Origin of the sequence: Bradyrhizobium sp. MOS001 (assembly GCF_004634465.1) — a bacterium.
Classification (GTDB): Bacteria; Pseudomonadota; Alphaproteobacteria; order Rhizobiales; family Xanthobacteraceae; genus Bradyrhizobium; species Bradyrhizobium barranii.
Window position 1 is genome coordinate 305,813 of record NZ_SPVJ01000001.1, and the last position, 22,643, is coordinate 328,455.

Sequence of the window (22,643 nt, forward strand, 5' to 3'; positions counted from 1 at the left end):
CTTAGTAGAGGCCGCGGCCGCTCAGGATGCTGCGGGCCTCGGCGGCGCCGTCGGCCGATGACGGCGCGTTCTCGGTCGCGTAGCGGCCATCCTCGTCATAGGACACTGCGCGCGCGTTCTGGAGCGCTCGGCCGCGGCCCCGGCTGCGGCTCGAGGCCGACATCTCCGAGGTCGCGTTGAGCGACGCCATGTCGGCAGAGGTGTTGCCGAGATTGTAGGGCCGCCCCTCCGGCGTCGGAACCTCGCCGCGAATGGCGCTGCGGTTCGACGATGGCAGCTCCGGCACGAAGGGCCTTGCCGAGGCGACCCGCACCATCGAGGGCGACGGCGCCGGGATCCCGGTGCGCAGGGTCGCCATCAACTGGCGATCGTCGGAGCCTTCCAGCGGCGCCCGGCCGACGTATTCGACACGGACCTTGGCGACGCCATTGCCTTTGAATTCAAGGAGTTCAGCGGCTTTGTTCGAGACGTCGATCAGCCGGTTGCCGTGATAGGGCCCGCGGTCGTTGACGCGCACGATCAGCGATTTGCCGTTCGAGACATTGGTCACCCGCGCATAGGACGGCATCGGCAGGGTCGGATGCGCCGCTGTCAGCGAGGTCATGTCGAACACTTCGCCATTAGCGGTCAGGCGGCCGTGGAAATCGTCGCCGTACCAGGACGCCATACCCTCGGCGCGGTAGTTGACGTCCTCCTCCGGCACGTAGGTCCGGCCGGCCACAACATAGGGCTTACCGACGCGGTAGGTGCCGCCGCCTTTCGGAACCGGATCCCCAAGCGCCACGACCCGCGGGCTCGAGGACACGCCGTATTTCGGATCGACCCGGCTGGCGAACTTGTTCGAGGAGGCGCAATTGGCGAGCGCGAGGCAGGTCGCGACCGCCGCAACACCGCGTGCGGCCCGCAAAACCGAATCTGACCGTCGGATCCCCATGAGCCCCAAATACCACTTCGCCGGAGGCGTACCCAACCCGCTTTGGCTACGGGGGAGCGCTGTCCGGTCCCAAAATCCGAGGCGGCCCACCACCGCGTCGGAAGCAGTAAGGATAACGCAACCCGAACACGGCGGAAATGGGGAGCCCACAGCGTTCACGCCGAGATGGTAAACGGGGCGTTCGCTTCTCCCCGTTGATCTACGGAGCGCAGGCACCCTGCTCTGTGCCACTCCTGGACATTCTGTTGCGCCAAATCCTCACTCCACCCCCATTGTCTTGTGGCTCACTGGAATTCTTTTGACTGTGCAAGGCCGCACGCGTTTTCTCGGTTGCAGGGGCGAACTGGAATTTGACGATGATCGAGACGGTTTCGGCACTGATGGGTCTGGTAAGCGCGGGGATCTTCCTGGCCCATGCGTTTGAAGGTTACCGCACGAGGGCCTGAGGGCATTCGCGCGGACGGCAAGGATCACCTCTTTCAAGACGGCACGTTCGGACAATCTTAATCGATCCGACCGAGCATCAAACACGAGAGCGGCAGGTGTCCCATGCGCAACCATGACTTCGTATCCGATGGCTTCCTGGCACTGACCGCCGGCGGCTTGTTTCTTCTCTGCTCGAGCCTCGTGGCACTGGCCTTCGCCTGAGCACCACCACCAGTCTCCTTCTTTCTAACCACAACTACACCGCGATGCAGCATACAGCGCTGTCCGGTATTGCCCTGCTCCCGTTTAGTTGATTGAATTTCTGCGTTCGGCGCGTCGACTCATTTCAAGAGGCCATCACCAACGAGGGTGACGCAAATGCTTGCTGAGAAATTTTTTCTGGTTCTGGAATCGCTGATCCGCGGCGACCGCACCTATCCCGACGGAAGCCCCCGGGTGATCAGCACCTCCCCGCACGTGCCGGTGAAGCTGCCGGACCGGAAATAGCCGTTCCCCAAACCTCCGAATCACGCGCTGCTCAGCGCAGGCCCAATAGCGAGCGGCGATAAAGGCTGTCGCGGGCCTCGCTCAGGCAGACGAAGCTGCCGTCGAAACCCTGGCCGTACCGCTTCTGGCCCTTGCCGTAGTAGATGCCTTTCCTGAAATCGAGCCAGACCACCTGATCGTGTGGGCAATGACGTTGCGCCTGCGCCTCGTAGCGAAACGGCGTCAGCGGCGTCGCCGAGACCTCCGCGCCACCGGCGCCAACCACGATTGCGACGGCGACCGCGATGCCGCCGAGCCCTTTGCCGAAGCCGCTCCAAGACACCCCCGCCTCCCGATTCAAGCCCTGACTCTTTGGCCGTTCGGCACGGTAGCACGAGACTGCGCGATCTGCCGGCCGCAGCCAGCGGCTTGGCCGTCTTCCACCGGCCATCTTGTCGGGTTACATGAAGGCGAGATCATCTCAGCTCGCGAGGATGCTGCCTGAATGTCGGTTGAGCCTGGACCCGAGTCCGAACTGCGCACCGAGCCCCGCCCGCCGTTGCCGCGTTTGGGCCTGCTGCCGATGATCATCTTCGGCTCGCGCTGGCTGCAACTGCCGCTCTATCTCGGACTGATCGTGGCGCAATGCGTCTACATCGTGCTGTTCCTCAAGGAGCTCTGGCATCTGTCCTGGCACGCGATCGACCTCACCGAACAGCAGATCATGATGAGCGTGCTGGCGCTGATCGACGTCGTGATGATCTCCAACCTGCTCGTGATGGTCATCGTCGGCGGCTACGAGACCTTCGTTTCGCGGCTCGACCTCCAGGGTCATCCGGACGAGCCGGAATGGCTCGGCCACGTCAATGCGAGCGTCCTGAAGATCAAGCTCGCCATGGCCATCATCGGCATCTCCTCGATCGCGCTGCTACGCACCTTCATCGAGGCCGGCAATCTCGGCTCGAACCGCGCCGGCTTCACCGAGACCGGCGTGATGTGGCAGGTCCTGATCCACATCACCTTCATCGCCTCGGCGATCGGCATTGCCTACGTCGACAGGCTCAGCGACTCCGGAATGCGCAAGCACGCCGAGTGAGGGCAACGGCCGGCCTTCTCATTGTTTGCTTGCTTCGAGCTGCGCGAGCGCCTGGTGCAGGCACTCCTGAAGCTTCTGCGCGACCTGCTCGCGCGCCACGCCCTTGGCGGCAAGATCGCCGGACACCTTGCCCACGACATCGTCGATGCTCTGGCTCTCCAGATTGTCTGTCACCAGCGCCGTTGCGTAGCTTGCCGCGGCGTCGCCGCTGAGCCCGAGCTGGCCCGCGGCCCAGAGCCCGAGCAGCTTGTTGGACCGGGCCGTGGCCTTGAACATGAATTCCTCGTCGTGGGCGAATTTGGCCTCAAAGCCCTGCTCGCGCTTGTCGAACGTGGTCATGGTCAGCTCCAATGCGTTTTCGCTGAGGAGAATCGGACTGGCTGGGAGCGAACGTCTCCGTGGTTCTCGTCAGTTTAGGATCATTTGAATCTTCCTCCCGGAAGGCAGAGGCCGTCAAGCCTGCGCGGTGGTGCACCGCAGCCCGGGCGTGGGCACGGCACGCACCAGCGCCGCGCCAGCCAAATCGGCTAGGCAGAGATGTTTACCGTCCGTTAAGCAGACTCGGCGCCGGATGGGCCGGGGGACATCGAGAGCTGGCGCATGAACAAAGAGCTGCGGGAGTTTCGACGGCTTGAACGGGTCTGCCTGGAGCAGGCTGCCCTCTCCACCATGGATCTCGCGCGAAGCGGGTTGCTCAAGGTCGCCGACGATTGTCGCATCGCGGCCGAGGCGATCGAGGCGCAAGCGCCCCGCGGCGCGTTCGCCGGCGCCGTCCAGGCGCTCAAGCTGGCTTTGAGCGCAACGGGAATGTCCAACCGGCATTAGCGGCCGGTCTCCGGTTGGGAGATCGCTTCAGAAGATTGTGGGCGGCGACCGCGTTCGGTCAGCCCTTCGCCTCGGCCGCTTCGCGCGCGAGCCGCTCGGCCCTCAGCCGTTCCTTATTGGCGTAAAACGCCTTCTGGGCCTCTTCGTGATCGCGCATGGCCTTTTCGGCCTCGATCCGGCGTGCGGCATCACGAGCCTGGCGCTGCTCAGGGGTCAGGGGTTTGCGTCGGAAGGAAAGGTCTTCGGTCATGCGGAGACAACGCGCAAGCAACGAAACGGTTCCATGAGTTGAACCCGGCAGTCGACGCGGCCGATGAAGTATCAACATATCAGATAGTTAGATGATGCATTCGGTCGGCCGGACCTATTGCGTCGACCCCGGCGGCTTGACGCCTGGGAGAGGGCACTGCGGCGCTGCGGGAATCGCGCTGCGCACGGGCGGATCCGGATAGTATTCGGTGTTTTGCTGAACCTGTCGCGCCAACTCCGTGCCTCCGAGCAGCGTGATCAACATCAGCGCCTCGTCGAGGCCCGCGGATATTCCGGCTCCGGTCAGGCGATTGCGATCCAGCACGAAACGCGGATGTCCGTCGGCAACCTTCACCTTCGGGAACAGCGTCGGAAAGCATTCCAGGAAAGCCCAGTGGGTCGTCGCCCAGTGGTCGTCGAGAAGACCCGATGCCGCGAACAGCATCGCCCCCTCGCAGACCGAGCACATGTACTTCGCACCGGTGGCCTGCCTGGTCAGAAATTGGAAGTAGGTCCGGTGCGGATCGTTGATGATCTCGGTGAGCGCGTCTGGATCGCCGCCGGGAATCCAGACGGCATCATACTGGGCGCATTCCGCGAAGGATTTTGCGACCTCGAACGGAAATCCCCGGTTGCGAAACCGTTTCATTCCCGGCTTTGCCGCGACGATCTCGACGTCGAAGTCGGCCCAGTCGATCATTTCGAAGGGACCGGCGACGTCGAGCATGTCGACGCCGTCGTAGACGGGAATGCCGATCTTCATCGCGCGAAATCCTCCCTGCTTCCTGTGACGATCAATGTTTGTGGCCTACGGGCGTCGCCGCGGGTGTCGCCGTCGGCTGCTTGGCATGACGCATCCCCGCCATCCCGAGGCCGCCGCCCGGCGCGTTGAGGTCGGGAACGATTGCGATGTTGGCCATCATGCCCGCGTCCTCGTGGTCCAGGATGTGGCAATGCAGGACATACTCGCCGATGTAGCGGTCGTACCGCGTCCTGACGCGGATCTGATAGTTGTTCTCGACGATGATCGTGTCGCGGAATGTGTGCCACATGCCGCAATACTGGTTGGCCAGTTGCTGCTTGTCGGCATACACGATGTCAGGTTTGCAGGTGCCGTCGGGATTGTAGATCGATATCTGCTGACCGTTGGTGTTGGTGGTGGTGACGTCGATCACCTGGAACGGATTGACGTGGATATGGAAGATGTGCGGCTCGCCTTGCGCGGACAGCAGCCAATCGTCCGTGGTGTTGACCTCGCGCGTGAAGTTCACCACGTCGGGATCATACGAGGCGTTGTTGACCGTGAAGGCCGGGAAGTTGATCGCGAAGGCCGCCTGCTGCTGCTGGCTGCCGGCAGCCGGCGGCGCAAGGTCTTCGAATGGCGCCCACGGCCGCAGATCGCCGTCACGCAGCCCGGTGCGAACGGCGTCCGGCAGCGTCGGATTGGCATCGTACAGCGCCTTGCCGACATAGGCCTGCAGGTCCCCCGTCACGGGCTGCCCTCCGCGCACATGGACATAGGCCAGCAATTGCGGCGTCGTCGGCCCCTGCCCGCCGCCATTGCCGTTGGACACGCGCTCAGCCTTCGGCGCCGCCTGGTTGAGCAGGCAATAGTCCCCGTCCGAGGGGAATACGACGAGGACGTCGCTGCGATAGCCGGGCTGCATGTAGTTCGATTCAAGCACGCCGCCGACTTGCGAGGCGTGCACGGTGCGCAATTTGGTCCGGGTCAGACCGTCGGATGCGATCTCGAACTGCGGGATCAGCGTGCCGGCCGAGGCGTTGCAGGCAGCCAGAAGATCGGCCTTCTGCTGCTCGCGGTTGCCGCTCAGCGCCGAGGTCGCGATCAGGTTCGTTGTGCCGACCGGCGTGGCGCGCACGAGCTGAATGTTGATCGTGTCGTGAATGCCGGCATGCACGAAGCGCCAGCGCTGGATCTCGCCCGCCGGCACGGTGAGCGTCGGCTGCACGATGCCATTGACGCTGGTGAAGCGGCCATTGGTGTCCCAGATCGACGATGAGTCCAGTTGCAAGCCAAAGTTCTCGACGACGCCGGGGCTTACCGGATTGCCTGACGTCGCCAGCGGGCACGTCCACGGCGCGTTGGCGATATTTGCCGGACTGTTGGCGTTGTAGAGCCCCTGCGTGGTGTAGATCTGCTGCCACGGGCCGCCGGGCTGGTTCGGCTGGTTGGCGAAGCAGGCATAGGCGATCTGCTGAAACAGGAAGAGCTGCTCCTTGAACGGGGCGCCGTTGACGTCATGCAGGACCGTGTCGATATCGGCAATCGGCTTCGGGTTCTGCGGCGACGGTGGCGTATAGGGACGCTCGCCCTTGACGACCAGCACGCCCGAGGCGCCGCTCGCCACCTGCACTGCCGTCGAGCCATGACGGTGGGCGTGATACCAGAACGTCCCCGCCGGATGGTCGTTGGGGATGTTGATCTCATACGGAAACTTCGTCTGCGGGGCGATGTTGAGCAGCACGTTGTCGCTGTTGCCGGCGGGCGAAACGTGCAGGCCGTGCGTGTGCAGGTTGGTGGTGTTGAAGCACCCGACCAACGCCGGCAAGCCAAGCCCCTCCGGCGGATTGGGCAAACAGCTCGGGTCGTCCTTCGCGAGCTGGTTGATCAGGTCGACGCGCAGCGTATCGCCGGGCTTGACGAAGATCGCCGGGCCCGACTTGCAGCCGCCATAGGAGCGCAGCTCGACGGGGTCGAGGCCATCCGGTTGCGGATCGGTCGGATCCGGGTTGTTGATGAAGAAGCGGCCGCGCACGAAGTTGAGCACCACCGAGACGATCGAGCCGCTGCGCGAGATCGATCCTTGCGGCCGGCAGCCGCCAACGGCCGGCGCCACGCCGGCCTCCAGGGCCACGACATTGCCCTGTCCGGGCAGCGTCGGCGGCGGTTCGAAAGCACGGGGAACCGGCGCCGCGAATGCTGGAAGGCTCGGTCCCAGCGCGGCGATGACAAGACCAATTCGCGCGAAGCTCTTCATCATGTTGTCCGCCCTACTGTTCCAGAAGACTGCTCGAAGGATTGCGTGAAGGCGCGTCGGCACGCCGGCGCCGCCAGAACGGCCGCTCGGGCCAGCGCGAGACACTGCCGTAGTGCTCGCTTAGCGTCGTCGCGTAGGCCGCAGCTTCGCGCGCGATCCACGCGCCGTAGCGATCGAGAGCGGCCGCATCACCGCGTGCGAGGCAATCGCTGGCGGCATAGGCGGCGAACACACCCGAGCGCATGGCCTTGACCACGCCATGACCCGAGATCGGATCAAAAGCGCTTGCGGCATCGCCTGCACAGAGGAAATGGAAGCCGGCAGTCGTTGCGGCGTACCGGCTGCCCGCAGGGATCAAGCGGGGTGGTTCGAGCCGAATGATCTTGCTCGCGAGCGCCGAGACGAATTGCGTCCTGGCGAGAGCTCTGCGCCAGCCGTCCGGCGTGTTCAGCCTGAGGCCACGCGCGAGATCGGCATCGGTCATGCAGGCAAAGGCGCGCCTGCCCTGGTCGAGTGCCATCGTGTACCACCAGCCGTCTTCAAAGGCCTCGACGAGCAGTTCCGGTGCGGCCGGTCCCGATGTCGTCGCCTCGGCATAGGCCGCAATCAGGCGGTCCTGCGCTTTCGCCCGCGAACCCTGGCGGTCGGCGAGTGCGCGGGCGCGGCCCGTCGCATCGATGATCAGCCGGGCCGAACGGCTGGTGCCGTCGTCGCAAACGACCGACCAGCCGTCCGCCTCGCGCGCGAGATGACAGACCTTCGCATCGACGCGCTCGGCCGCGCGGCAACCCTCCGCCGTGAGCCAGCCATCGAACGCCCTGCGGTCAACGCGCCATGACGGCCCGCGCGCTTCCAGCAGCAATTCGCTCGACGTCAGGCCGGCCTGGTCCCAGGAGGTGAGCGTGCGGTGCGACGGCGCAAAGCCCTGCGCCAGGAAAGTCGGCCACAGACCGAGCTGCCGCAGCACCGGCTGGACCAGCGGTGACAAGACCTCGCCTCGTCCTTCGCCTCGCCCGCGCCGCTCGGACGGCGCGATCACGGCCACCCGAAGCTCCGGCGCGCACATCGCAAGCGCGCGGGAAGCGGCCGCGCCGGCTGGACCTGCGCCTGCAACGATGATGTCGAACGCGGCCAAGGTCAGTCGGCCCGGACTGCGTAGAACGACGCCACCACACCGGCCGGCGCCACCGTGCCGGGCGAGCCGCCGCTGTGCGGGATGGTCCGGATCACCGAGCCGACGATGGCCGGACGCTGGTCGACGCCATTGGGCCAGGCCGGCACCAGCGAGCCCCAATAATCGTAGATCCATTCCTCGCCGCCGACGACGCCGGTGCCCTGGAAACGTACCTGCATCGGCGATCCGTAGGCGCGCGATCCCTTCAGCGCGAGCGACCAGCCTGGGCCGCCGATCGTTCCGGTCAGCAGCTGCATCGGCCCGTCCGCGATATCGATCGTGCCGCGGCCGAATTCGAGATTGTTGAAGGCCGTGTTGACGTCGGGATCATTGAGCAGGCTGCGATAGGTCCAATGTCCGACGAATGGATTGTCGCTCATGATGCCTCGCTTTTGGGATCGGGCCGCGACCCGGTTGTTCGCTCGACGCTGATGTATTTGGGCCCTTGATAACTGTCGGCGGGCTTGACAGCCGGCTCGTAGGGATTGCGCACGATGAAGCCGAGCAGCGACCACTCGGTGACCATCTTGAGGTCGCCGACCGGCGTCTGCGGGACGCCGCGGCTCCACGTCGTCCAGACGTAATTGGGCTTTCCGTTCGAGACCGAGGCGATCTCGAACGACTGCAACGGCCGATGCGCCGGCCACCACAGCGTGGTCCAGGTCTTCTCGTCGCGCCGCAAGCGATCGTCATTGTCGCTGTCGGGCCACAGATTGTTCCAGTCGGCGTAGGTGATGTTGATCGGCTGCGTGGTGCACTCGTTGAAATCGGACTGCCAGGGCAGCCCCATATATTTGGTGAGGTCCCCCGGCTGAAGACCGGTCTCGAAGTCGTTGTCCTGGCTGAGTGGCGAGTTGACGTTGAAGGTCGGGTCGGCAATCACGAGTGCCGTGGTCCTGATTGGCCTGGGCGGCGCTCTGCAGGAAATCCGAGACGCTGCGATCGGCGTTGATGCGATACGGCGCCCAGTAGATCGAAGGGTTGCGCATCACCCAGCCGAGCTCGGCGCCCGGACAAAAGGCGCCGCCGAGCACGTTGCTGAGCACGCCGCGGTCGAGCTCGCGGCCGGTCTTCGGCGGTGTCTTCGGATAAGGCGCGAAGGGTGAATAGCCGTCGGGCAGCCAGCCCTCCTCCTTCTCGTTGATGAACCAGCCGCGCGCCCACTGGCCGAGGATGAAGAGCTGGTACTGGGTGAGATGAAGGAACTTCGACGGCGTCTCGTTGGTCAGCGGATTGTCGCCGCACAGCAATGGCATCAGCGGCAGCGAATGGACGCGCGACGATGCACGGTCCTGCACCTGGAAGGAATTGGCCTCGCCCGCACGGCGCAACAGATCGAACAGGAAGCGGCGCATCGGTCCGTAGGGATCGTCGGCCTTGGAATAGTGGGTCGGATCTGCGACCGCCGCCACCGCCATGACCGCTTCGCCCTGACTGGCATCGCGCAACGGTGCATCCGACGGTGTTGCCGTCGCCGTCGGCCGCGTCGCGCGTTTCGGAGTCTTCGATAATTTGTCGGGATCGAACGTGCCGCGCTGCGCCTGATCGTGCGGGTAGTTCGATTGCTGAAGGATATCGTTCAGATATCTGAATTCATCCGGCCGGAACAGGATCGGCCAGATGTCGCGATAGAACCACGGCCGGTAGTTGCGATTCCAGGCAAGCCGGCCGGCCTGCCAGTGGCGCAGCGCCGCCTCGTCGCGGAACGGGATCTGCTGCGGATCGTCATAGGTGCCGAGCGTCCCATAGATGCCGGTATCGGTGGCGAACTGGCGCACATAGAGATCGTACAGCACCTCGTCCATCGTGATCATGTCGAGGATCTCAGGGACGAAGCGCGGATAGCCGACCACGACCCAGGCCGGAAACTCGACGTCGATGTAGCGGGTCTGGCCGACCTGTTTCGAATACATGATCAGCCGCGCCATCACCGGGCCGTCGGAGATGTCGTCGTACCAGCCGTCGGTGTTGGCATAGTCCTCGATCTTCGGACCGAAGCTGCCGTTGACGTCCATGCCCGAATTGCCGTGACCGCCGAGCACGACCATGCGGCCCTTGTTGTCGGTCATCATCTCGCCCAGCGTGTCGATGTCGAACGGCTGGAGGCCCCTGGGCGGGAACGTGGTGGCATAGCCGCCGGGGCCGCCCGAGCGATCGAAATGCGCGCGCCGGTTGGTGGTCGCATTCACGCTGCGCGGGCCGGGATCGATGATGAGCAGGTCGCGGTCCTGGCCAGTGATGTCGGCGTTGCGGCGCGCACTGCCGGGGGCGTAGCCATGCTCGCCCTTGAGCTCGGTGAACGGGTACCAGGAGGCTTTCTTGTTGGCGACATAGACGCGCCACTGGATGTCGACGAGCACACCATGATTGCCGCCGCCCTCCACGGCATCGCCGAGCGCCAGCGGCCTGCCTTCCGGGGACTCATCGTCATAGACGAAGATCTGGAAGCGCGCGGCCTGGCGCTTCACGCGGCCCTGCGCATCCTTGAAGGTCTTGACCGGAACAGGTGTGACCCCGTCGGGGCCGTGCACGGGATTGCCGAAACTGTCGCAGGCGATCGGCATCGCCGCGGGCGTCTCCGGCGCGAGGTAGAATTCGCTGTCGCTGTTGCCCAGGCGCGCGATGCCGATGCCCGGATGGATTCGATACGTCGCCATGACTTCCCCGCCGCTTTCTCAATCCAGGAAACTGATCGACACGCCTTCCAGCTTCAGAAGCTCCCTCTCCTCCTGGTAGTCGCCGCCGATCACGACCAGTGTGATCTGAAGCGGGCCCTTCTTCTTGAGCGCCTGCCTGGCGGCGGCCGTGACGTCGATGCGATGGACGCGTGGCGTGTTGTGGCTACGCCCGCGCTGGTCGAAGCGCCGCGGCTGCGGCGGCGGGATATCGCAATGGCCGGGACCGCCGTAGCAGGCCCCATGTCCGAAGATCGAGATGTAGCCGGCGTAGTGCGGATTGCCCTTGATCGGCGTCGAAGCGTCGGCCCCGGGTTCGTTCAGGAAGGCGCGCACGAAGCAGGAGCGCATCAATTGCGGCACCTGATGCAGGCGGATCTCCGCGCGTTTGAAGCTGCGCGCGGCCTGCGGCACGTTGATCGGCTGCGACACGAAGCGGCTGACCGGCGCCTCGAGCCCGACCGGCATGAAATGCGAGCTGCGAACGTATTCGTAGCCGAACGGCGCGATGTCGAGCGTGTCGCGGATGGTGTAGTTCCACGGCGACAGCACGGAATCGAGATCGGCCGGCAGCGCATTCGGATTGAGCTTCTGCCACTCCCACCAGATCCGATCGATATTGACGTGGATCGGCCAGAACACCGGGTCGTAGGAGGCCGTCAGGTTGCTGAACATGTCGCCGGAGCGCGGCTGCGAATAAAGATCCGGGCGGGCGTGGAAACGGCGCCCGCCGACCTGTACGGCATCGTTGCGCCGCTTGGCGAGCGCGCGCAGACGTGTGGTCTCGGCGTCGGATTGCGACGCAGCCGCCGCGGTCGGGGCATCTTTGCAGACATAGGTCGCCTGCCCTGCATCCGGATTCTGCCCACCGGTCCAGATGTGCATGGTGTTGTGCGGATTCTGGTCGAGGAACCCGAACGCGGCGTCGTAGATGCTGCCGCCGCCGAAGTCGCGGAAATTGTTGAGGCTCAGGATCTGGGCGATGTCGTCGGCCGACGGGTAATGATAGTTGATCGCCTGGTTGATAGTCTGTCCCTTGGGATATTCGGCCGGATAGCGCAGCGGATACCAGAGCGAGTTCGACTGAAGCAGCGCGTCGATGAAGCGCTGGCGGTTGGCATTCTCAGGATCCGGCGTGACGGCCGCATAGCCGATCTTGCTGATGACGTAGCAGAAGAAGCCGTGCTGTGAGGTGAAGGTGACGCGGTCATGCGCGAGCGCCAGGATCGCCTTCTTCTGCGCCGCCGTCGGCGCCGGGTCGAGCGCCGCCAACAGCGTCTCGGCCGCTTCCTCGGTGAGATAGGCCTTCATCGAATTCGGAATGATGCGGCCCTTGTCCGGCTCCTCCGGCCGGTACTCCGGCATCGTGAAGTCCCAGTACGGGAGCATCAGCCCGGGCTCGAAGTCCTGAAGGTTCTGCTCGAACTCGTAGAGATAGGCGCGGTGCCAGGGCAGGAAGCGCTCCCAGCCGTGCTGGCAATGATTCTGGTGGATCAGCGCCTGGTTGTTGTAGTTGCGCCGGTCTTCCGGCCAGTGGTCGAGATCGTAAAGCCGGCGGAAGCCGCGGCGCAGGCGTTCGAGCTGCGGCTCGCTCATGCAGTCGATGTTCATGCGCCGCCGGGGCTCGCCGGCATCCGCGGCCGGCGAATAGCCGTCGGCAGCCACCGCAAATTCGGCGATCTCGCTCACCTTCACCGTCGCCGTCTTCGCCGGCTTGCCAGGCGCAAGCTCAACTGCGACGCTGGTCGCATCATCCGGGCAGCCGGCATCGATCCAGTCGGCAATGCGGTCGACGTCAGCGGGCGCGACGCGCTTGCCGCCCCATGGCAGCGCCGGGAACCGGCCGCCATCGAACGGTGCGTCACCGCGCAATCCCTTGATCAATCCGGATGCGTCGCTGCGCGCATGCGGCGGGATGCAGCAGGCGTGGCCCTCCGGCACTGGAGCAACCATCTTGATGCCGAAGATCTCGGCCGTCTCCAGCGCCTGTGCGCCCTTGTCCCAAAACCGCCCAGCACCACCATAATCAGCGGTGCTATCGCCGGCAGCTTCATCCAGGATCGCCTTCACGCGCGCATAAGCAACGGTCAATGCTTCGGTGTCCATTCCAGCCCCCGGACAGCAAGACGAAGAAGGCGGCCGGAGACTAATCACAACTTTTGGGTGATGTCACGTAGACACGCACCTTCAACGTCGAAGCAAGCGCGAATATTTTTCGGGGTTGCGTGATCTATTTCATACAACCTCTATCGAAACGACAGATCTGGCCATGCGTCGTGTGGATGAGGCGGATGCGAGCACGAGTGCGTTGCTCAAGCTCAGCGCCGGCCATCGGACGTGTCCGGTCATCAAACGCTGCGTGATTGAGCGTAGCGTGCATTCCAGTCGTCGTGGGATGAAGCCGAGCCACACCGGGAGCGAATCCGCGCCGAACGACTGCTCGACGAAGCCGAGCTTCGCCCTTCCCGGCCCGTTTCCCCATCGGACTTGGTTTTCCCCCGCAAGCGCCAACTTCGCGTTGCCTTGCGCGGTCGACTGCGTTAAGCGACAACCATTCTCTGTCCGGAAGGGTGGCCGAGTGGTTTAAGGCACCGGTCTTGAAAACCGGCGTGCCCGCAAGGGCACCGTGGGTTCGAATCCCACCCCTTCCGCCCAAAACATCAACAAAATCAATTAGTTAGCTCGTGGTTTTCGCTTCAGCGCACAATCGAACGTACAATCGTCGCTTGGTGGCGCCGTAAGCGTCGCGGTGAGATCGAGTCGATTTGTCGCAGTTCGGACGAGGCGACGCCCGATCCCAACACTGATGCCGCCGCCGATCTCATCAGCTTTCCGACGTCGCGATGGACTGTCGTGTTTCGACGCGATGCATCGAAGGAGCGACAAGACGGTCCTTGAATCACAGCGATGGCGTCGCGCATCTATCCACACCCACGACCGGCAGTAGCTCGCGAGCATTCCGCGCCGCTAGGAATCGATAATTTGACTCTCGCCTGCGCCGCGGTTCGATGGCGTCATGACCAAGGCAGAGAACAGAGCGGCGGCGAGAGCTTGGCACCAAGAGCGCATGCGTCAGCGCGCGGAAGAAGTGCGGGCCGAGGCGGTAGCAGCCGACCTGGCCGAACTCGGCCGGCTTCGCCACTACCTCATCTTTGGCAGGAAGGATCGCCGTGCCGACCGCGAGAAGCTGATGAGCGCCATTGACGACTACGTCGGTGAGATGACTGGCGACCGAACCGCGCTGCACGCCAAAAACCACAAGTGCGGGTGAAGCAGTACGGCCTGGGGACGAAGAATCGGGTAGTCGATCTGCATGAAACTCGCCGCCGAACGTGCCTTTGCCGCTCCTGAAGCCGCCGCCCGCAAACTGGTCGAGCTCGCGAAGACCATTGAAGCTGTCCAGGACGGTCGCATTCACATCGAAAAGCTCAATGCTCCGTTTCTCTACACGCTCAAGGCCACCGGGTCGGAGTTCGGCGCCGGCATCAAGCATTGAGAAGGGCTGGCTCGAGCTGCACGAGAGCGGGACCTATGTCCGGCTGATCGACACCAGCGCAAAAGCGGCCCCAGCAAAAGACTAAGTTGCCGGGGCCGTTTGGAGGCTACCTTGGCGGTAATGGGGTCGCCAGGTGGTCATGAGCATAGGAAAAACCGGCAATCAGTTCTGTCCACTTGTGCCCAAAGCGGTATAGGTCCTCATCGGGAACGGAACCGATCGCAATGAAGTTTAGAAGGGACGGCCCGCCAGCGTGACCAGCGGGCTGGTAGCGATCGTCAGGCGCAGTCGCGACCTCCGCGGGGTACGATCGAAGTACTGGCTGGCTCGTGGAGCTTCGCGCGCGTTCTCAATGTCCGAAAGGAGGTTCCAATGCGTACTCCGGCCTTGGCGATTTTGGCAATCGGGATGGCATCAACAGAGCCGGCGGCAGCTCAGACGTATAATCCGGCCTATCCGGTTTGCCTGCACGTTTACCGCGCGGGGGCCAACTATTACGATTGCAGCTACACATCGCTGCCTCAGTGCAATGCTTCGGCATCGGGCCGCGCCGCAGAGTGCGCCATAAATCCATACTTCGCGGGCGTGGAAAACCCCGCAGCTTATCGGCGGCACGGCCGCCGCGCCTACTAGGGCAGTTGCGAGAGACGCCCAGCCCGCCAGCGTGAACCGGCGGGTTGCTGCTTGGGCCGCCTGCGTTTCGGTACCGCAATCCCTAGCGGCTTGTGTCGACGCTACCACCGCGCTTCTATCGGACGATCCGATCAAGACGGCAGCCCGTTATACAACCAAATATCTGATCTTTCATTTGGGTGCCTACCCGGCAACCCCTAATGCAAGCGCGCACATCGTCGCCCCACACACGGCCCTTGGTTTGAGAACTCGAGATACATCGATTGTTGCATGCCTTGTCGTTATCGGGGCATTTGGACAAACACGCCGCAAGGCCAAGTCGCTCGCCTTCTGAAAATGTCGCTTCTTGGGCGGTTGCGAGCGTCGTTGTTGTCGCCGCAGTATAAAGGGCTAGCGCGAGCGCGCTCTTTAGGATTTCTGTAGCCGACATTATCTCCTGCCTCTGTTTGAGACCTCGGAAAGCAGCGTACGCCGGATACACCACCAAGGCGCAAGGCGGCCAGGAAATATCGGATCGCGAAGTAGGCCGCCCGCGTGAGCCGGCGGGCCTGGCTTCACGGACGTATCGTCCGCTCAATTTCACGGGCCGCCCAGGTCGCAACCATCATCGCGAACCGGAAGCGCTCGCGCGTTTCCGCAGGTATTTGGATGCTGCGAATTGCGAGGCTGTTCACATGTTCGGACCCGACAGCATGCTATTGTCGGTGCGGTCATGCCGAACTGTTCGTTTGAATGGCTTCCAATAGAATTAAGTAGGACGAGCAAATATTCGGCTCTGATGCGCTGAAGCTGTTCGTACACACAAGGGTCCTGCCATGGAAATCGGGACTTGGCTGAAAAGTTTGGGCCTAGGACGACATGAGTCCCTGTTCATCGCGAACGCCATAGATTGCGATGTGTTGCCGCAATTGACAGAAGTTGACTTCGAAAAGGTTGGCATCCCACTCGGCGACCGGAAACGCCTCGTGAATGCGATCAGTGCGCTTCCCTCCAGCCTTCCCTCCACTGTCGTGAATGCTGCAATTGCGCAATACGCGGAACGGCGCCACCTCACGGTAATGATCTGTGACTTGGTCGATTCGACCGCCCTGACGGCACGCCTTGACCCGGAAGATATGGGCGCCGTCATCGATGCCTATCACGCTGCTTGTGCTCGTATCACGCGCTCCTATGACGGCTTTCTCGCCGACTTTCGCGGAGACGGCATTCTTGCGTATTTCGGCTATCCCATTGCGCACGAGGACGATCCCGAACGAACTGTAAGAGCTGCGCTCGATATCATTGCTGCTGTCGCACGGCTTGAAACCCGCGCTGGAGAACCGCTCGCGGTGCGTATCGGTATCGCTACCGGCATGGTGGTAGTCGGTGACCTGGGCGGCGAAGGCAAACTTCGGGAGCACTCCGTGGTTGGGGGCGCTCCCAATATCGCGGCTCGCGTGCAAGCCTTGGTCGAGCCGAACACCGTGGTCGTCGCAGACTCCACCCGTCGTCTCCTTGGCGATATCTTTAGTCTTCGCGACCTTGGCGCCCACCACCTCAAGGGCATTAGCGAGCCGGTGAGCGCGTGGGCCGTCCAGGGCGTCTCGGCTTCCGAGAGCCGCTTTGAGGCGGTGCGTCCGACAGAACTCGCCCCTGTCATCGGCCGCGATTCCGAGTTGGAGTTCTTGTTGGAACGTCAACGTTTGGCTCGCACGGGCGAAGGCCAGATCGTTCTCATCTCAGGCGAGCCGGGTATCGGGAAATCGCGCTTAGCAGCGGCTCTGGCTGAACGTGCAGCTAAGCATCAACCACACGTGCATTTCCGTTATCAGTGCTCGCCTTACCACGCCAACAGCGCACTTCATCCCGTGGTCGAGCAGTTGGAAAGGAGTGCCGGATTTAAGGCGGACGATCCCGTCGAGACGCGGCTTGACAAGCTGGAGGCACTCCTCTCGTTGAGAGCACCGCAAGTTCAGACGGTAGTACCACTTTTTGCTGAGCTGCTATCGATCCCATTCGCGAGCCGTTATCCAAAACCGCAGCTAAGCCCCGCCCAGCAGCGTCGCCGCACACTTGCCGCGCTGCTCGATCAATTCGAGAGCCGTTCTCGCAAACAGCCCATCCTGTTGCTTATCGAAGATGTTCAGTGGGCCGACGACACCACCCTCGAATTGCTCGACCTCATCGTAGAGCGAGCCCGACAGTTGTCTATCCTTGCGCTGGTTACCTTTCGACCAGAGTTCGAGCCTCCCTGGACCGGTCTTGCAAATGTCGGAAGCCTGGTCCTCGGACGGCTCAACCCAGATGATGTCAAAGGTGTTGCCACGCAGGTGGCCAATGGCCGAGCGCTTCCGATCGACGTGATGAAGCAGATCGTAACAAAGACTGACGGAAATCCGCTCTTCGTGGAGGAACTCACCAAGGCTGTCCTCGAAGCTGGCATTCTGATCGAATGCCAGGATCGCTATCAGCTCGGGGGACCGTTACCGCCCTTTGCCATCCCGGAAACCCTTCACGACTCCCTGATGGCGCGGCTCGACCGCCTGCATTCGGTGAAGGAGATCGCCCAGATTGGCGCCACCATCGGTCGCGAATTTTCCTATTCCTTGATGCGGGCTGTGGTCGCTCGAGAGGAAACACGGTTGCAGCATTCCCTCTCCGAACTCGAGGAGGCCGGGCTTATTTTCCGCGAAGGTGACCTGCCGGATGCCATTTATAGCTTCAAACACGCATTGGTGAGGGATGCGGCTTATCAGAGCCTGCTGAAGACACGGCGGCGGCAACTCCATGCGCAAATAGCGCGCGTGCTTGAGGAAGGATTCCAGGATGCCGTCGTGAACGACCCTGAAATCCTTGCGCACCATTTCACCGAAGCCGGCATGCTTGAGAAGGCAACGGACTATTGGCTCAAGGCCGGAAAGCGCGCGCTCGGGCGCTCCTCCAATGCCGAGGCTGTAAAACATCTCACGCGAGGAATGGAGCTGACCCAGCAACTGCTCAGCTCGCCGCAACGCGATCGCAAAGAACTGGATTTCTATCTGGCCCTTGGTCCTGCAGTCGCCGCAACTGAGGGCGATGCCGCGGCTGAAACGTCGCGGGTCTTCTCACGGGCTCGCGCGCTGCTAGGCGAAAGTGTCAGCCTAGAAGAACGGATGACGATCCTGTGGGGCAGCTACCTAGCCCACAGTATGCGCGCGGAGTATAGCTCAGCGCTGGAGGATGCCCGGTACGGCCTCGCGTTGGCCGCAGAGCATGATCATCCCGGCGTGGCCGTCCTAGCCACGCGCTTTATTGGACAATCATTGCATCTCACGGGTGCCTTCGCCGACGCACGCGAACACCTCGATCGCGCCCTCGCACTGTGCTCAACCAATCCAGCCACGATATCGACCTATCGCCGCTTCGGAGTCGATGACGCGGTGAACAGCCTGGCGTGGCTCTCGACGACGCTATTGGTCCTTGGCTATCCTAAACAGTCTACAACAATCGTCGAGCGTACTGAAACTCTTGCTCGAACGAGGGAACAAAGCTTTACGACGGCCCTGGCCCTGGGGAACATAGTCGTTTTGGGCACAATCGGCGGCGACGCAAAGCGCGCTTTGGCTCACGCCGACGAAGCGATATCGCTCAGCATCGAGCATGAATTTGCGGCAATTGAACGAAGAGCACGTTTTTTCCGCGGAGCGCTATTAGCCCAAGGAGGGGATCTTCAAGTCGGGATCGAACTGATGCGCGGCGCTTTGACGGCAACTTACCAAAACTCTGAACGGTGCCGCCGCACTCTCTATTTGGGCCATCTCGCCTTCGCTCATGCCCAGCTCGGAGAGCTTGAAGTTGGACTGCGCCTGCTGGACGAAGGCGTTCAGCTGGCCGAAACAACAGGGGAGAGTTTCTTTGAGGCCGAGTTGTATCGTCTTCGGGGCAACATCAACCTAAAACTCGGCAGGCGTGACCAGGCAGAGGCCGCACTGCAGCGAGCCGTGGCGATTGCGCGGCGACAACAAGCTCGCTGGTGGGAGTTGCGTGCCTCGATCTGTCTCGCGCGGCATTGGAGTAACGAAGGCAGATATTTCGAGGCTTGGTCCCTCTTAGAGCCTATATACACTTGGTTCACCGAAGGTCGGGATACACCCGATCTGACAGACGCGAAAAATCTCGTGGACGAACTACGCTCAGTTTCAGGAATGAAATCGGTTTCAGGAATGAAAGATGAGCCAAAGCGTGGCAGCTGTTGACCAGCACCGCTCAACATCATGCCTGACGTAAATTGATCAGCGTCCGATCAACGCCTGCCCTTCGCCCGCTTTCCGGACTTGCCACCTGTTCGTTCAAGTTTGCTAAGGGCGCTCTCGACATCCTTGATTGCCTTCTTGAGCTGCTTCTCGCGCTTTCCAAGAATGCTCTTGAGTTGTCTTCGCTGCTCGGCGGTCAATGTCGTAAAATCGATCACCTTCGTAAACGCGATGAAGGCCATTGCTTACCTCCCGATGGTGGTGGTCGTTAGGCCGTGATCAATATGTGCAAGGCAGTGAAACAAATATTCTCCAATATCATCGACCTATAGTCAAACGGCATTTCTTCCAGAAATACTCGATCGGCCTTCCGACCCACGGGCCCTCGTGGTGAGCGCGAGAGAAAGCGGTAGCAACTGACATCGCGCTACCACGCCGTCGTTATTTCACTTCCGCTTTTTGTTCTTGAGCCGCGCCGGTCGCGAGGTGCGCTTCGTGCGACCGAGTCGGGAAGACCTTACAGTCGGAGATTTCTCGTGGGGCCTTGATCGCTGCAACAAGGCGCGGAGCGTGGCAAACTGGCGTTGATCCAGCTGATTGGCGAAGCTCTCGAAATCAGTGGCGTCACTGCCAAGCTGGCTCAACCAGACAAATGCACTGTCCAAGGTGCGCAACTCAGGCGTCTGGTATGACAGCAGATCTCGGTAATAAGTTGCCGACTCCTCGCAAAACAGATCACGCGCGATGCCATTTACGAGCCGCCGCACTCCATATTTTATTCCCGTGATGGCCGCTCCTGATATTCCATGGCTCAGCATCGCTCCGAACGTAAAGTTGTGTAGCCCTCGCAGAAACGGAGCAGTGCCGCGGTGCCGCTCCGTGAATTCAAAGGCTTGGCCCAAATAGGGATAGCGCGCGAGGGCCTCGCTTTCCTCGCCCGATGGAGGCGTGAAGCGGTCGCGCCAAAGGGCTATTTGTTCAAAGAATAGGGCGAGCTCGGGACGCGCCGAGAGATCCGCCTCAACGCCGCTCGCAAAAATCATGAAGTCGAATTCGAATCTACGATTGCTGCTTTGAACCCTTGCAATACCGCAAGCTTCGTCGATGAAACTCCATCCGCAGTCGGGGTGCCAGGCGAAATTCTCAAACTCGCGGCATCGCCAATAAGCGTCCTGTGTAGGCGGGACCGGAAGCTCCTCAAGAATGTGACGCATGAACCGCCAGCGGTCCAGGTCCGTCAGATCGCCGAAGTGGCCCAACATACCGGCAAAATTCATCCAAGTGAGTGGATTGACCCGCGGCATCTCCGAACGGCGGAAGCAAAGGTCTACTCGCGCGGCGCCCGCCTCAAGTGCGAGAGCTGCGTTGTCAAAGGCGGATGCCCCGGCACCAAGGATACCAATGCGCTTTCCTGCAAGCTTGCGAAAATCGATATCATCGGCCGAATGTGCGTAAAGATCTGCCGACAAATGGGCGACCAGAGACTTAGGAGCGCCCCACCTTCCACTTCCCTCAAAGCCTGTCGCAAGAATAATCTTTCTTGCATACACCCGCTCAATTCCTTCGGAACGACGGAGATGGGCAAGGAAGATGCCATTCGCCGGCTCAATCAACATTAGTTCGACCTCGTTCTCAACCGGGAGGTCCAGGACGTCTCGGTACCAATCCAGATACGAGCGCCACACCTCCCGAGGGACGGTATCTATGCGACCCCATGCTCGCCGCCCAAATTTTTCCTCGTACCACGCACGCACCGTTAGACTCGGGACGCCGAAATCAATCCCAGTCACCTCCTTCGGAGTCCGCAACCGTTCCATCCGAGCGAAATTGCGCCAAGGTCCTTCGAAACCGCGCTGGCAACGATCGATGATCCTGAAGTTTGCTATGCGCTCAAGCCTCAAGCCGAACGCGATACCCAGTCCGCTCTGTCCAGCGCCGACAACCAGCACGTCCAGAACCGGCACTCCGTCCATAAATCGCGGGACGGTCCACTCCCGAGCCGGATAGTCCAAATAAGTCAGCTCGCGTCGAACGCGCTTCGTGAGTTGGGAGACGCTCATGGGACATTCCTGCCGCTGCGCTCTTGTTAGAAATGACTTTTGCCATTCGGCTTAGTTCTGTCCCATTACCACAGGTCTGATTGCAGAAAAATCGACCGCCCGACCGCCATTGGGTTTCGCACAGAGCGATTTTGGCCCGCAAGACAGCGGGCTATTATTCTAGCGCTCACTCAAATGCTGATCCGCTCGACGATCGAGCCATCAGTTGCCTCCGATCGCGAGACACGCAACATCGACAATCAACGCGCCTATCGGTGACGATCTGAGCGTCAATCGACTGAAAGACTCAGGCTAGCTCGCCCATCAGGTAGCCTCATAGCGGCACGCTTAGCCGCGTTCCTGACGAAGTCCCCTGCCCGCCCAATCGGCGTAGTGCCGAATTTGCGAGGGTCCATTCGTAGCTCGTCACCGTAGCATTGTACGCGAGCTCCGCGCGGATCGTCAGAATTTGCAATGAGTTCAACTTCTTGGCTAGCGTTGTTTGGAGGAGCGGTGACAGATCACTGACCGCGGCTTTTTGACCGTGGGTTCAGAGGACGGTTTTTCCTGAGGAATGGCTGGAAGGCTCAAACCGCTCGAGGTAGAGCGCCAAACGCCGATGGAGACGGACTCTACCTGATCATCACCGGACCAACCTCGGAGTCGCATTGGCCGATTGGTGTTGCGGTCGGCGCGCTTCTATCTATTGGATAGCGCGCGGAGCGCTGTCCAATATGGACCGCGCGACCTCGGAAACGCCGGTGAGGATGATCTGCACGCCGATGCAGAGCAGCAGGAAAGCTGACAATTTCGTCACCACGCTGGTGCCCTCCTCGCCGAACAGGCGCGCCATTGCGCTCGATTTCCGGTAGGCGTGGTAGATCGCCGCGGTGACGGCGAACGCCACCAGAAGTGAAACGATCGATGACTGGAACATCGCATCGAGGCTGCTGGTGCGGCTGATTCCGATCGCGATGGCTGTCGCGATCGTTCCCGGCCCGGTCGTCAGCGGAATTGTGAGAGGAAAGAAGGCCATGCGCTTCATGGTCGCATGATCGGGGGACGAGACCTCGTGAGGCCCGGCCGGGCCCGAGGGCGCGTTGAGCATGGACCAGCCTGTCGCTGCGACCACGAGGCCGCCGGCAATCCGAAGCGCCGGGATTGTCACGCCGAAGAAGTTGAGGATCTGGCTGCCCAGAAACAGCGACACCAGCAAGACCACGAAGGCATATCCGGCAACCCGCAGCGCAAGGCTCGCGCGCTCGTCTTCAGAAAGACCTCTCGTCTTGTCGAGGAAGATGAAGGCCAGTCCGTAGGGATTGATGATCGCGAACAGCGCGCCGAAGCCGAACAGGAAATCGGCAACGAGCCCCGATGTGGCGATATCACGCATGCTGCGC

Annotated in this window: 21 protein-coding genes and 1 tRNA gene; 8 read left to right on the top strand and 14 right to left on the bottom strand. The window is 62.0% G+C overall.

All coding sequences use genetic code 11. The features are described 5' to 3' along the window. Position 1: 1 nt before the first annotated feature. On the bottom strand, positions 2-934 hold the full coding sequence (locus CT676_RS01465) for a septal ring lytic transglycosylase RlpA family protein (protein WP_085401508.1): 933 nt from the start codon (positions 932-934) through the stop codon (positions 2-4). A gap of 804 nt (positions 935-1,738) precedes the next feature. Here CT676_RS01465 and CT676_RS46025 point away from each other — a divergent pair. Continuing rightward, positions 1,739-1,867: a hypothetical protein gene (locus CT676_RS46025; protein WP_256374848.1), complete on the top strand. Its 129-nt coding sequence runs from the start codon at positions 1,739-1,741 to the stop codon at positions 1,865-1,867. Positions 1,868-1,898: 31 nt separating this feature from the next. Here the strand turns inward: CT676_RS46025 and CT676_RS01475 are convergent, their stop codons facing one another. Beyond that, positions 1,899-2,189: a hypothetical protein gene (locus CT676_RS01475; protein ID WP_071913898.1), complete on the bottom strand. Its 291-nt coding sequence runs from the start codon at positions 2,187-2,189 to the stop codon at positions 1,899-1,901. A gap of 162 nt (positions 2,190-2,351) precedes the next feature. Between CT676_RS01475 and CT676_RS01480 the strand changes: the two genes are divergently transcribed. Beyond that, on the top strand, positions 2,352-2,942 hold the full coding sequence (locus CT676_RS01480; protein WP_063983282.1) for a TIGR00645 family protein: 591 nt from the start codon (positions 2,352-2,354) through the stop codon (positions 2,940-2,942). 18 nt (positions 2,943-2,960) lie between these two features. Here CT676_RS01480 and CT676_RS01485 read toward each other — a convergent pair whose 3' ends face one another. After that, positions 2,961-3,281: a DUF1476 domain-containing protein gene (locus CT676_RS01485; RefSeq protein WP_063986370.1), complete on the bottom strand. Its 321-nt coding sequence runs from the start codon at positions 3,279-3,281 to the stop codon at positions 2,961-2,963. Between the two features lie 261 nt (positions 3,282-3,542). Here CT676_RS01485 and CT676_RS01490 point away from each other — a divergent pair, with 261 nt between their 5' ends. Next, on the top strand, positions 3,543-3,767 hold the full coding sequence (locus tag CT676_RS01490; protein WP_028153369.1) for a hypothetical protein: 225 nt from the start codon (positions 3,543-3,545) through the stop codon (positions 3,765-3,767). Positions 3,768-3,825: 58 nt separating this feature from the next. On the opposite strand, the gene CT676_RS01495 is transcribed toward CT676_RS01490, so the two are convergent. The 8 genes from CT676_RS01495 to CT676_RS01525 form a co-directional block, all read right to left on the bottom strand. Further along, complete coding sequence (locus tag CT676_RS01495; protein ID WP_028153368.1) at positions 3,826-4,017, bottom strand: hypothetical protein; 192 nt, start codon at positions 4,015-4,017, stop codon at positions 3,826-3,828. Between the two features lie 114 nt (positions 4,018-4,131). Then, positions 4,132-4,779: a DJ-1/PfpI family protein gene (locus CT676_RS01500; protein ID WP_135213645.1), complete on the bottom strand. Its 648-nt coding sequence runs from the start codon at positions 4,777-4,779 to the stop codon at positions 4,132-4,134. A 31-nt stretch (positions 4,780-4,810) separates the two neighbouring features. Then, positions 4,811-7,018 (bottom strand): multicopper oxidase domain-containing protein, encoded by a 2,208-nt coding sequence (locus CT676_RS01505; RefSeq protein ID WP_135213646.1) that lies wholly within the window; start codon positions 7,016-7,018, stop codon positions 4,811-4,813. Between the two features lie 10 nt (positions 7,019-7,028). Continuing rightward, positions 7,029-8,150 carry a tryptophan 7-halogenase gene (locus tag CT676_RS01510; protein ID WP_244623034.1) on the bottom strand — a complete coding sequence of 374 codons (1,122 nt, stop codon included), beginning with the start codon at positions 8,148-8,150 and terminating at the stop codon, positions 7,029-7,031. Between the two features lie 2 nt (positions 8,151-8,152). Continuing rightward, the gene (locus CT676_RS01515) at positions 8,153-8,569 is read right to left on the bottom strand and encodes a hypothetical protein (RefSeq protein WP_063983279.1); all 417 of its coding nucleotides are present in this window, start codon (positions 8,567-8,569) and stop codon (positions 8,153-8,155) included. Further along, positions 8,566-8,979, bottom strand: coding sequence for a hypothetical protein (locus tag CT676_RS45080; RefSeq protein WP_343287525.1), 414 nt, complete (start codon positions 8,977-8,979; stop codon positions 8,566-8,568). The genes CT676_RS01515 and CT676_RS45080 overlap by 4 nt, the downstream gene beginning before the upstream one ends. After that, positions 8,879-10,846 carry a LodA/GoxA family CTQ-dependent oxidase gene (locus tag CT676_RS01520; protein ID WP_343287526.1) on the bottom strand — a complete coding sequence of 656 codons (1,968 nt, stop codon included), beginning with the start codon at positions 10,844-10,846 and terminating at the stop codon, positions 8,879-8,881. Before CT676_RS01520 ends, CT676_RS45080 begins: the two co-directional genes overlap by 101 nt. A gap of 18 nt (positions 10,847-10,864) precedes the next feature. Then, positions 10,865-12,970, bottom strand: a complete 2,106-nt coding sequence (locus CT676_RS01525) for a tyrosinase family protein (RefSeq protein WP_085401512.1) — start codon at positions 12,968-12,970, stop codon at positions 10,865-10,867. Between the two features lie 458 nt (positions 12,971-13,428). On the opposite strand from CT676_RS01525, the gene CT676_RS01530 reads away from it, so the two are divergent. The 5 genes from CT676_RS01530 (at position 13,429) to CT676_RS01550 (ending at position 19,207) form a co-directional block, all read left to right on the top strand. Next, a tRNA-Ser gene (locus CT676_RS01530) sits at positions 13,429-13,515 on the top strand. Between the two features lie 365 nt (positions 13,516-13,880). Further along, positions 13,881-14,135, top strand: a complete 255-nt coding sequence (locus tag CT676_RS43815) for a hypothetical protein (protein WP_038937372.1) — start codon at positions 13,881-13,883, stop codon at positions 14,133-14,135. A gap of 42 nt (positions 14,136-14,177) precedes the next feature. Then, positions 14,178-14,360, top strand: a complete 183-nt coding sequence (locus tag CT676_RS01540; RefSeq protein ID WP_343287527.1) for a hypothetical protein — start codon at positions 14,178-14,180, stop codon at positions 14,358-14,360. 372 nt (positions 14,361-14,732) lie between these two features. Beyond that, the gene (locus CT676_RS01545; protein ID WP_071911927.1) at positions 14,733-14,993 is read left to right on the top strand and encodes a DUF3551 domain-containing protein; all 261 of its coding nucleotides are present in this window, start codon (positions 14,733-14,735) and stop codon (positions 14,991-14,993) included. 815 nt (positions 14,994-15,808) lie between these two features. After that, positions 15,809-19,207, top strand: coding sequence for an AAA family ATPase (locus tag CT676_RS01550; RefSeq protein WP_085401513.1), 3,399 nt, complete (start codon positions 15,809-15,811; stop codon positions 19,205-19,207). A gap of 47 nt (positions 19,208-19,254) precedes the next feature. Here the strand turns inward: CT676_RS01550 and CT676_RS01555 are convergent, their stop codons facing one another. The 3 genes from CT676_RS01555 to CT676_RS01565 form a co-directional block, all read right to left on the bottom strand. Then, on the bottom strand, positions 19,255-19,446 hold the full coding sequence (locus CT676_RS01555) for a hypothetical protein (RefSeq protein ID WP_063983274.1): 192 nt from the start codon (positions 19,444-19,446) through the stop codon (positions 19,255-19,257). A 204-nt stretch (positions 19,447-19,650) separates the two neighbouring features. After that, on the bottom strand, positions 19,651-21,264 hold the full coding sequence (locus CT676_RS01560; protein ID WP_085401514.1) for an NAD(P)/FAD-dependent oxidoreductase: 1,614 nt from the start codon (positions 21,262-21,264) through the stop codon (positions 19,651-19,653). A gap of 682 nt (positions 21,265-21,946) precedes the next feature. Beyond that, a complete protein-coding gene (locus tag CT676_RS01565) occupies positions 21,947-22,636 on the bottom strand; it encodes a MarC family protein (RefSeq protein ID WP_085401515.1) in 690 nt (229 codons plus the stop codon). Between the last annotated feature and the right edge of the window lie 7 nt (positions 22,637-22,643).

Coding starts and splice junctions, on each gene's coding strand:
- CT676_RS01540 (WP_343287527.1), top strand. CDS start 14,178: ATGAAACTCGCCGCCGAACGTGCCTTTGCCGCTCCTGAAGCCGCCGCC.
- CT676_RS01550 (WP_085401513.1), top strand. CDS start 15,809: ATGGAAATCGGGACTTGGCTGAAAAGTTTGGGCCTAGGACGACATGAG.
- CT676_RS01500 (WP_135213645.1), bottom strand. CDS start 4,779: ATGAAGATCGGCATTCCCGTCTACGACGGCGTCGACATGCTCGACGTC.
- CT676_RS01465 (WP_085401508.1), bottom strand. CDS start 934: ATGGGGATCCGACGGTCAGATTCGGTTTTGCGGGCCGCACGCGGTGTT.
- CT676_RS01480 (WP_063983282.1), top strand. CDS start 2,352: ATGTCGGTTGAGCCTGGACCCGAGTCCGAACTGCGCACCGAGCCCCGC.
- CT676_RS01485 (WP_063986370.1), bottom strand. CDS start 3,281: ATGACCACGTTCGACAAGCGCGAGCAGGGCTTTGAGGCCAAATTCGCC.
- CT676_RS01525 (WP_085401512.1), bottom strand. CDS start 12,970: ATGGACACCGAAGCATTGACCGTTGCTTATGCGCGCGTGAAGGCGATC.
- CT676_RS46025 (WP_256374848.1), top strand. CDS start 1,739: ATGCTTGCTGAGAAATTTTTTCTGGTTCTGGAATCGCTGATCCGCGGC.
- CT676_RS01505 (WP_135213646.1), bottom strand. CDS start 7,018: ATGATGAAGAGCTTCGCGCGAATTGGTCTTGTCATCGCCGCGCTGGGA.
- CT676_RS01555 (WP_063983274.1), bottom strand. CDS start 19,446: ATGGCCTTCATCGCGTTTACGAAGGTGATCGATTTTACGACATTGACC.
- CT676_RS01545 (WP_071911927.1), top strand. CDS start 14,733: ATGCGTACTCCGGCCTTGGCGATTTTGGCAATCGGGATGGCATCAACA.
- CT676_RS01490 (WP_028153369.1), top strand. CDS start 3,543: ATGAACAAAGAGCTGCGGGAGTTTCGACGGCTTGAACGGGTCTGCCTG.
- CT676_RS01515 (WP_063983279.1), bottom strand. CDS start 8,569: ATGAGCGACAATCCATTCGTCGGACATTGGACCTATCGCAGCCTGCTC.
- CT676_RS01495 (WP_028153368.1), bottom strand. CDS start 4,017: ATGACCGAAGACCTTTCCTTCCGACGCAAACCCCTGACCCCTGAGCAG.
- CT676_RS01565 (WP_085401515.1), bottom strand. CDS start 22,636: ATGCGTGATATCGCCACATCGGGGCTCGTTGCCGATTTCCTGTTCGGC.
- CT676_RS01560 (WP_085401514.1), bottom strand. CDS start 21,264: ATGAGCGTCTCCCAACTCACGAAGCGCGTTCGACGCGAGCTGACTTAT.
- CT676_RS01520 (WP_343287526.1), bottom strand. CDS start 10,846: ATGGCGACGTATCGAATCCATCCGGGCATCGGCATCGCGCGCCTGGGC.
- CT676_RS43815 (WP_038937372.1), top strand. CDS start 13,881: ATGACCAAGGCAGAGAACAGAGCGGCGGCGAGAGCTTGGCACCAAGAG.
- CT676_RS45080 (WP_343287525.1), bottom strand. CDS start 8,979: ATGGGGCTGCCCTGGCAGTCCGATTTCAACGAGTGCACCACGCAGCCG.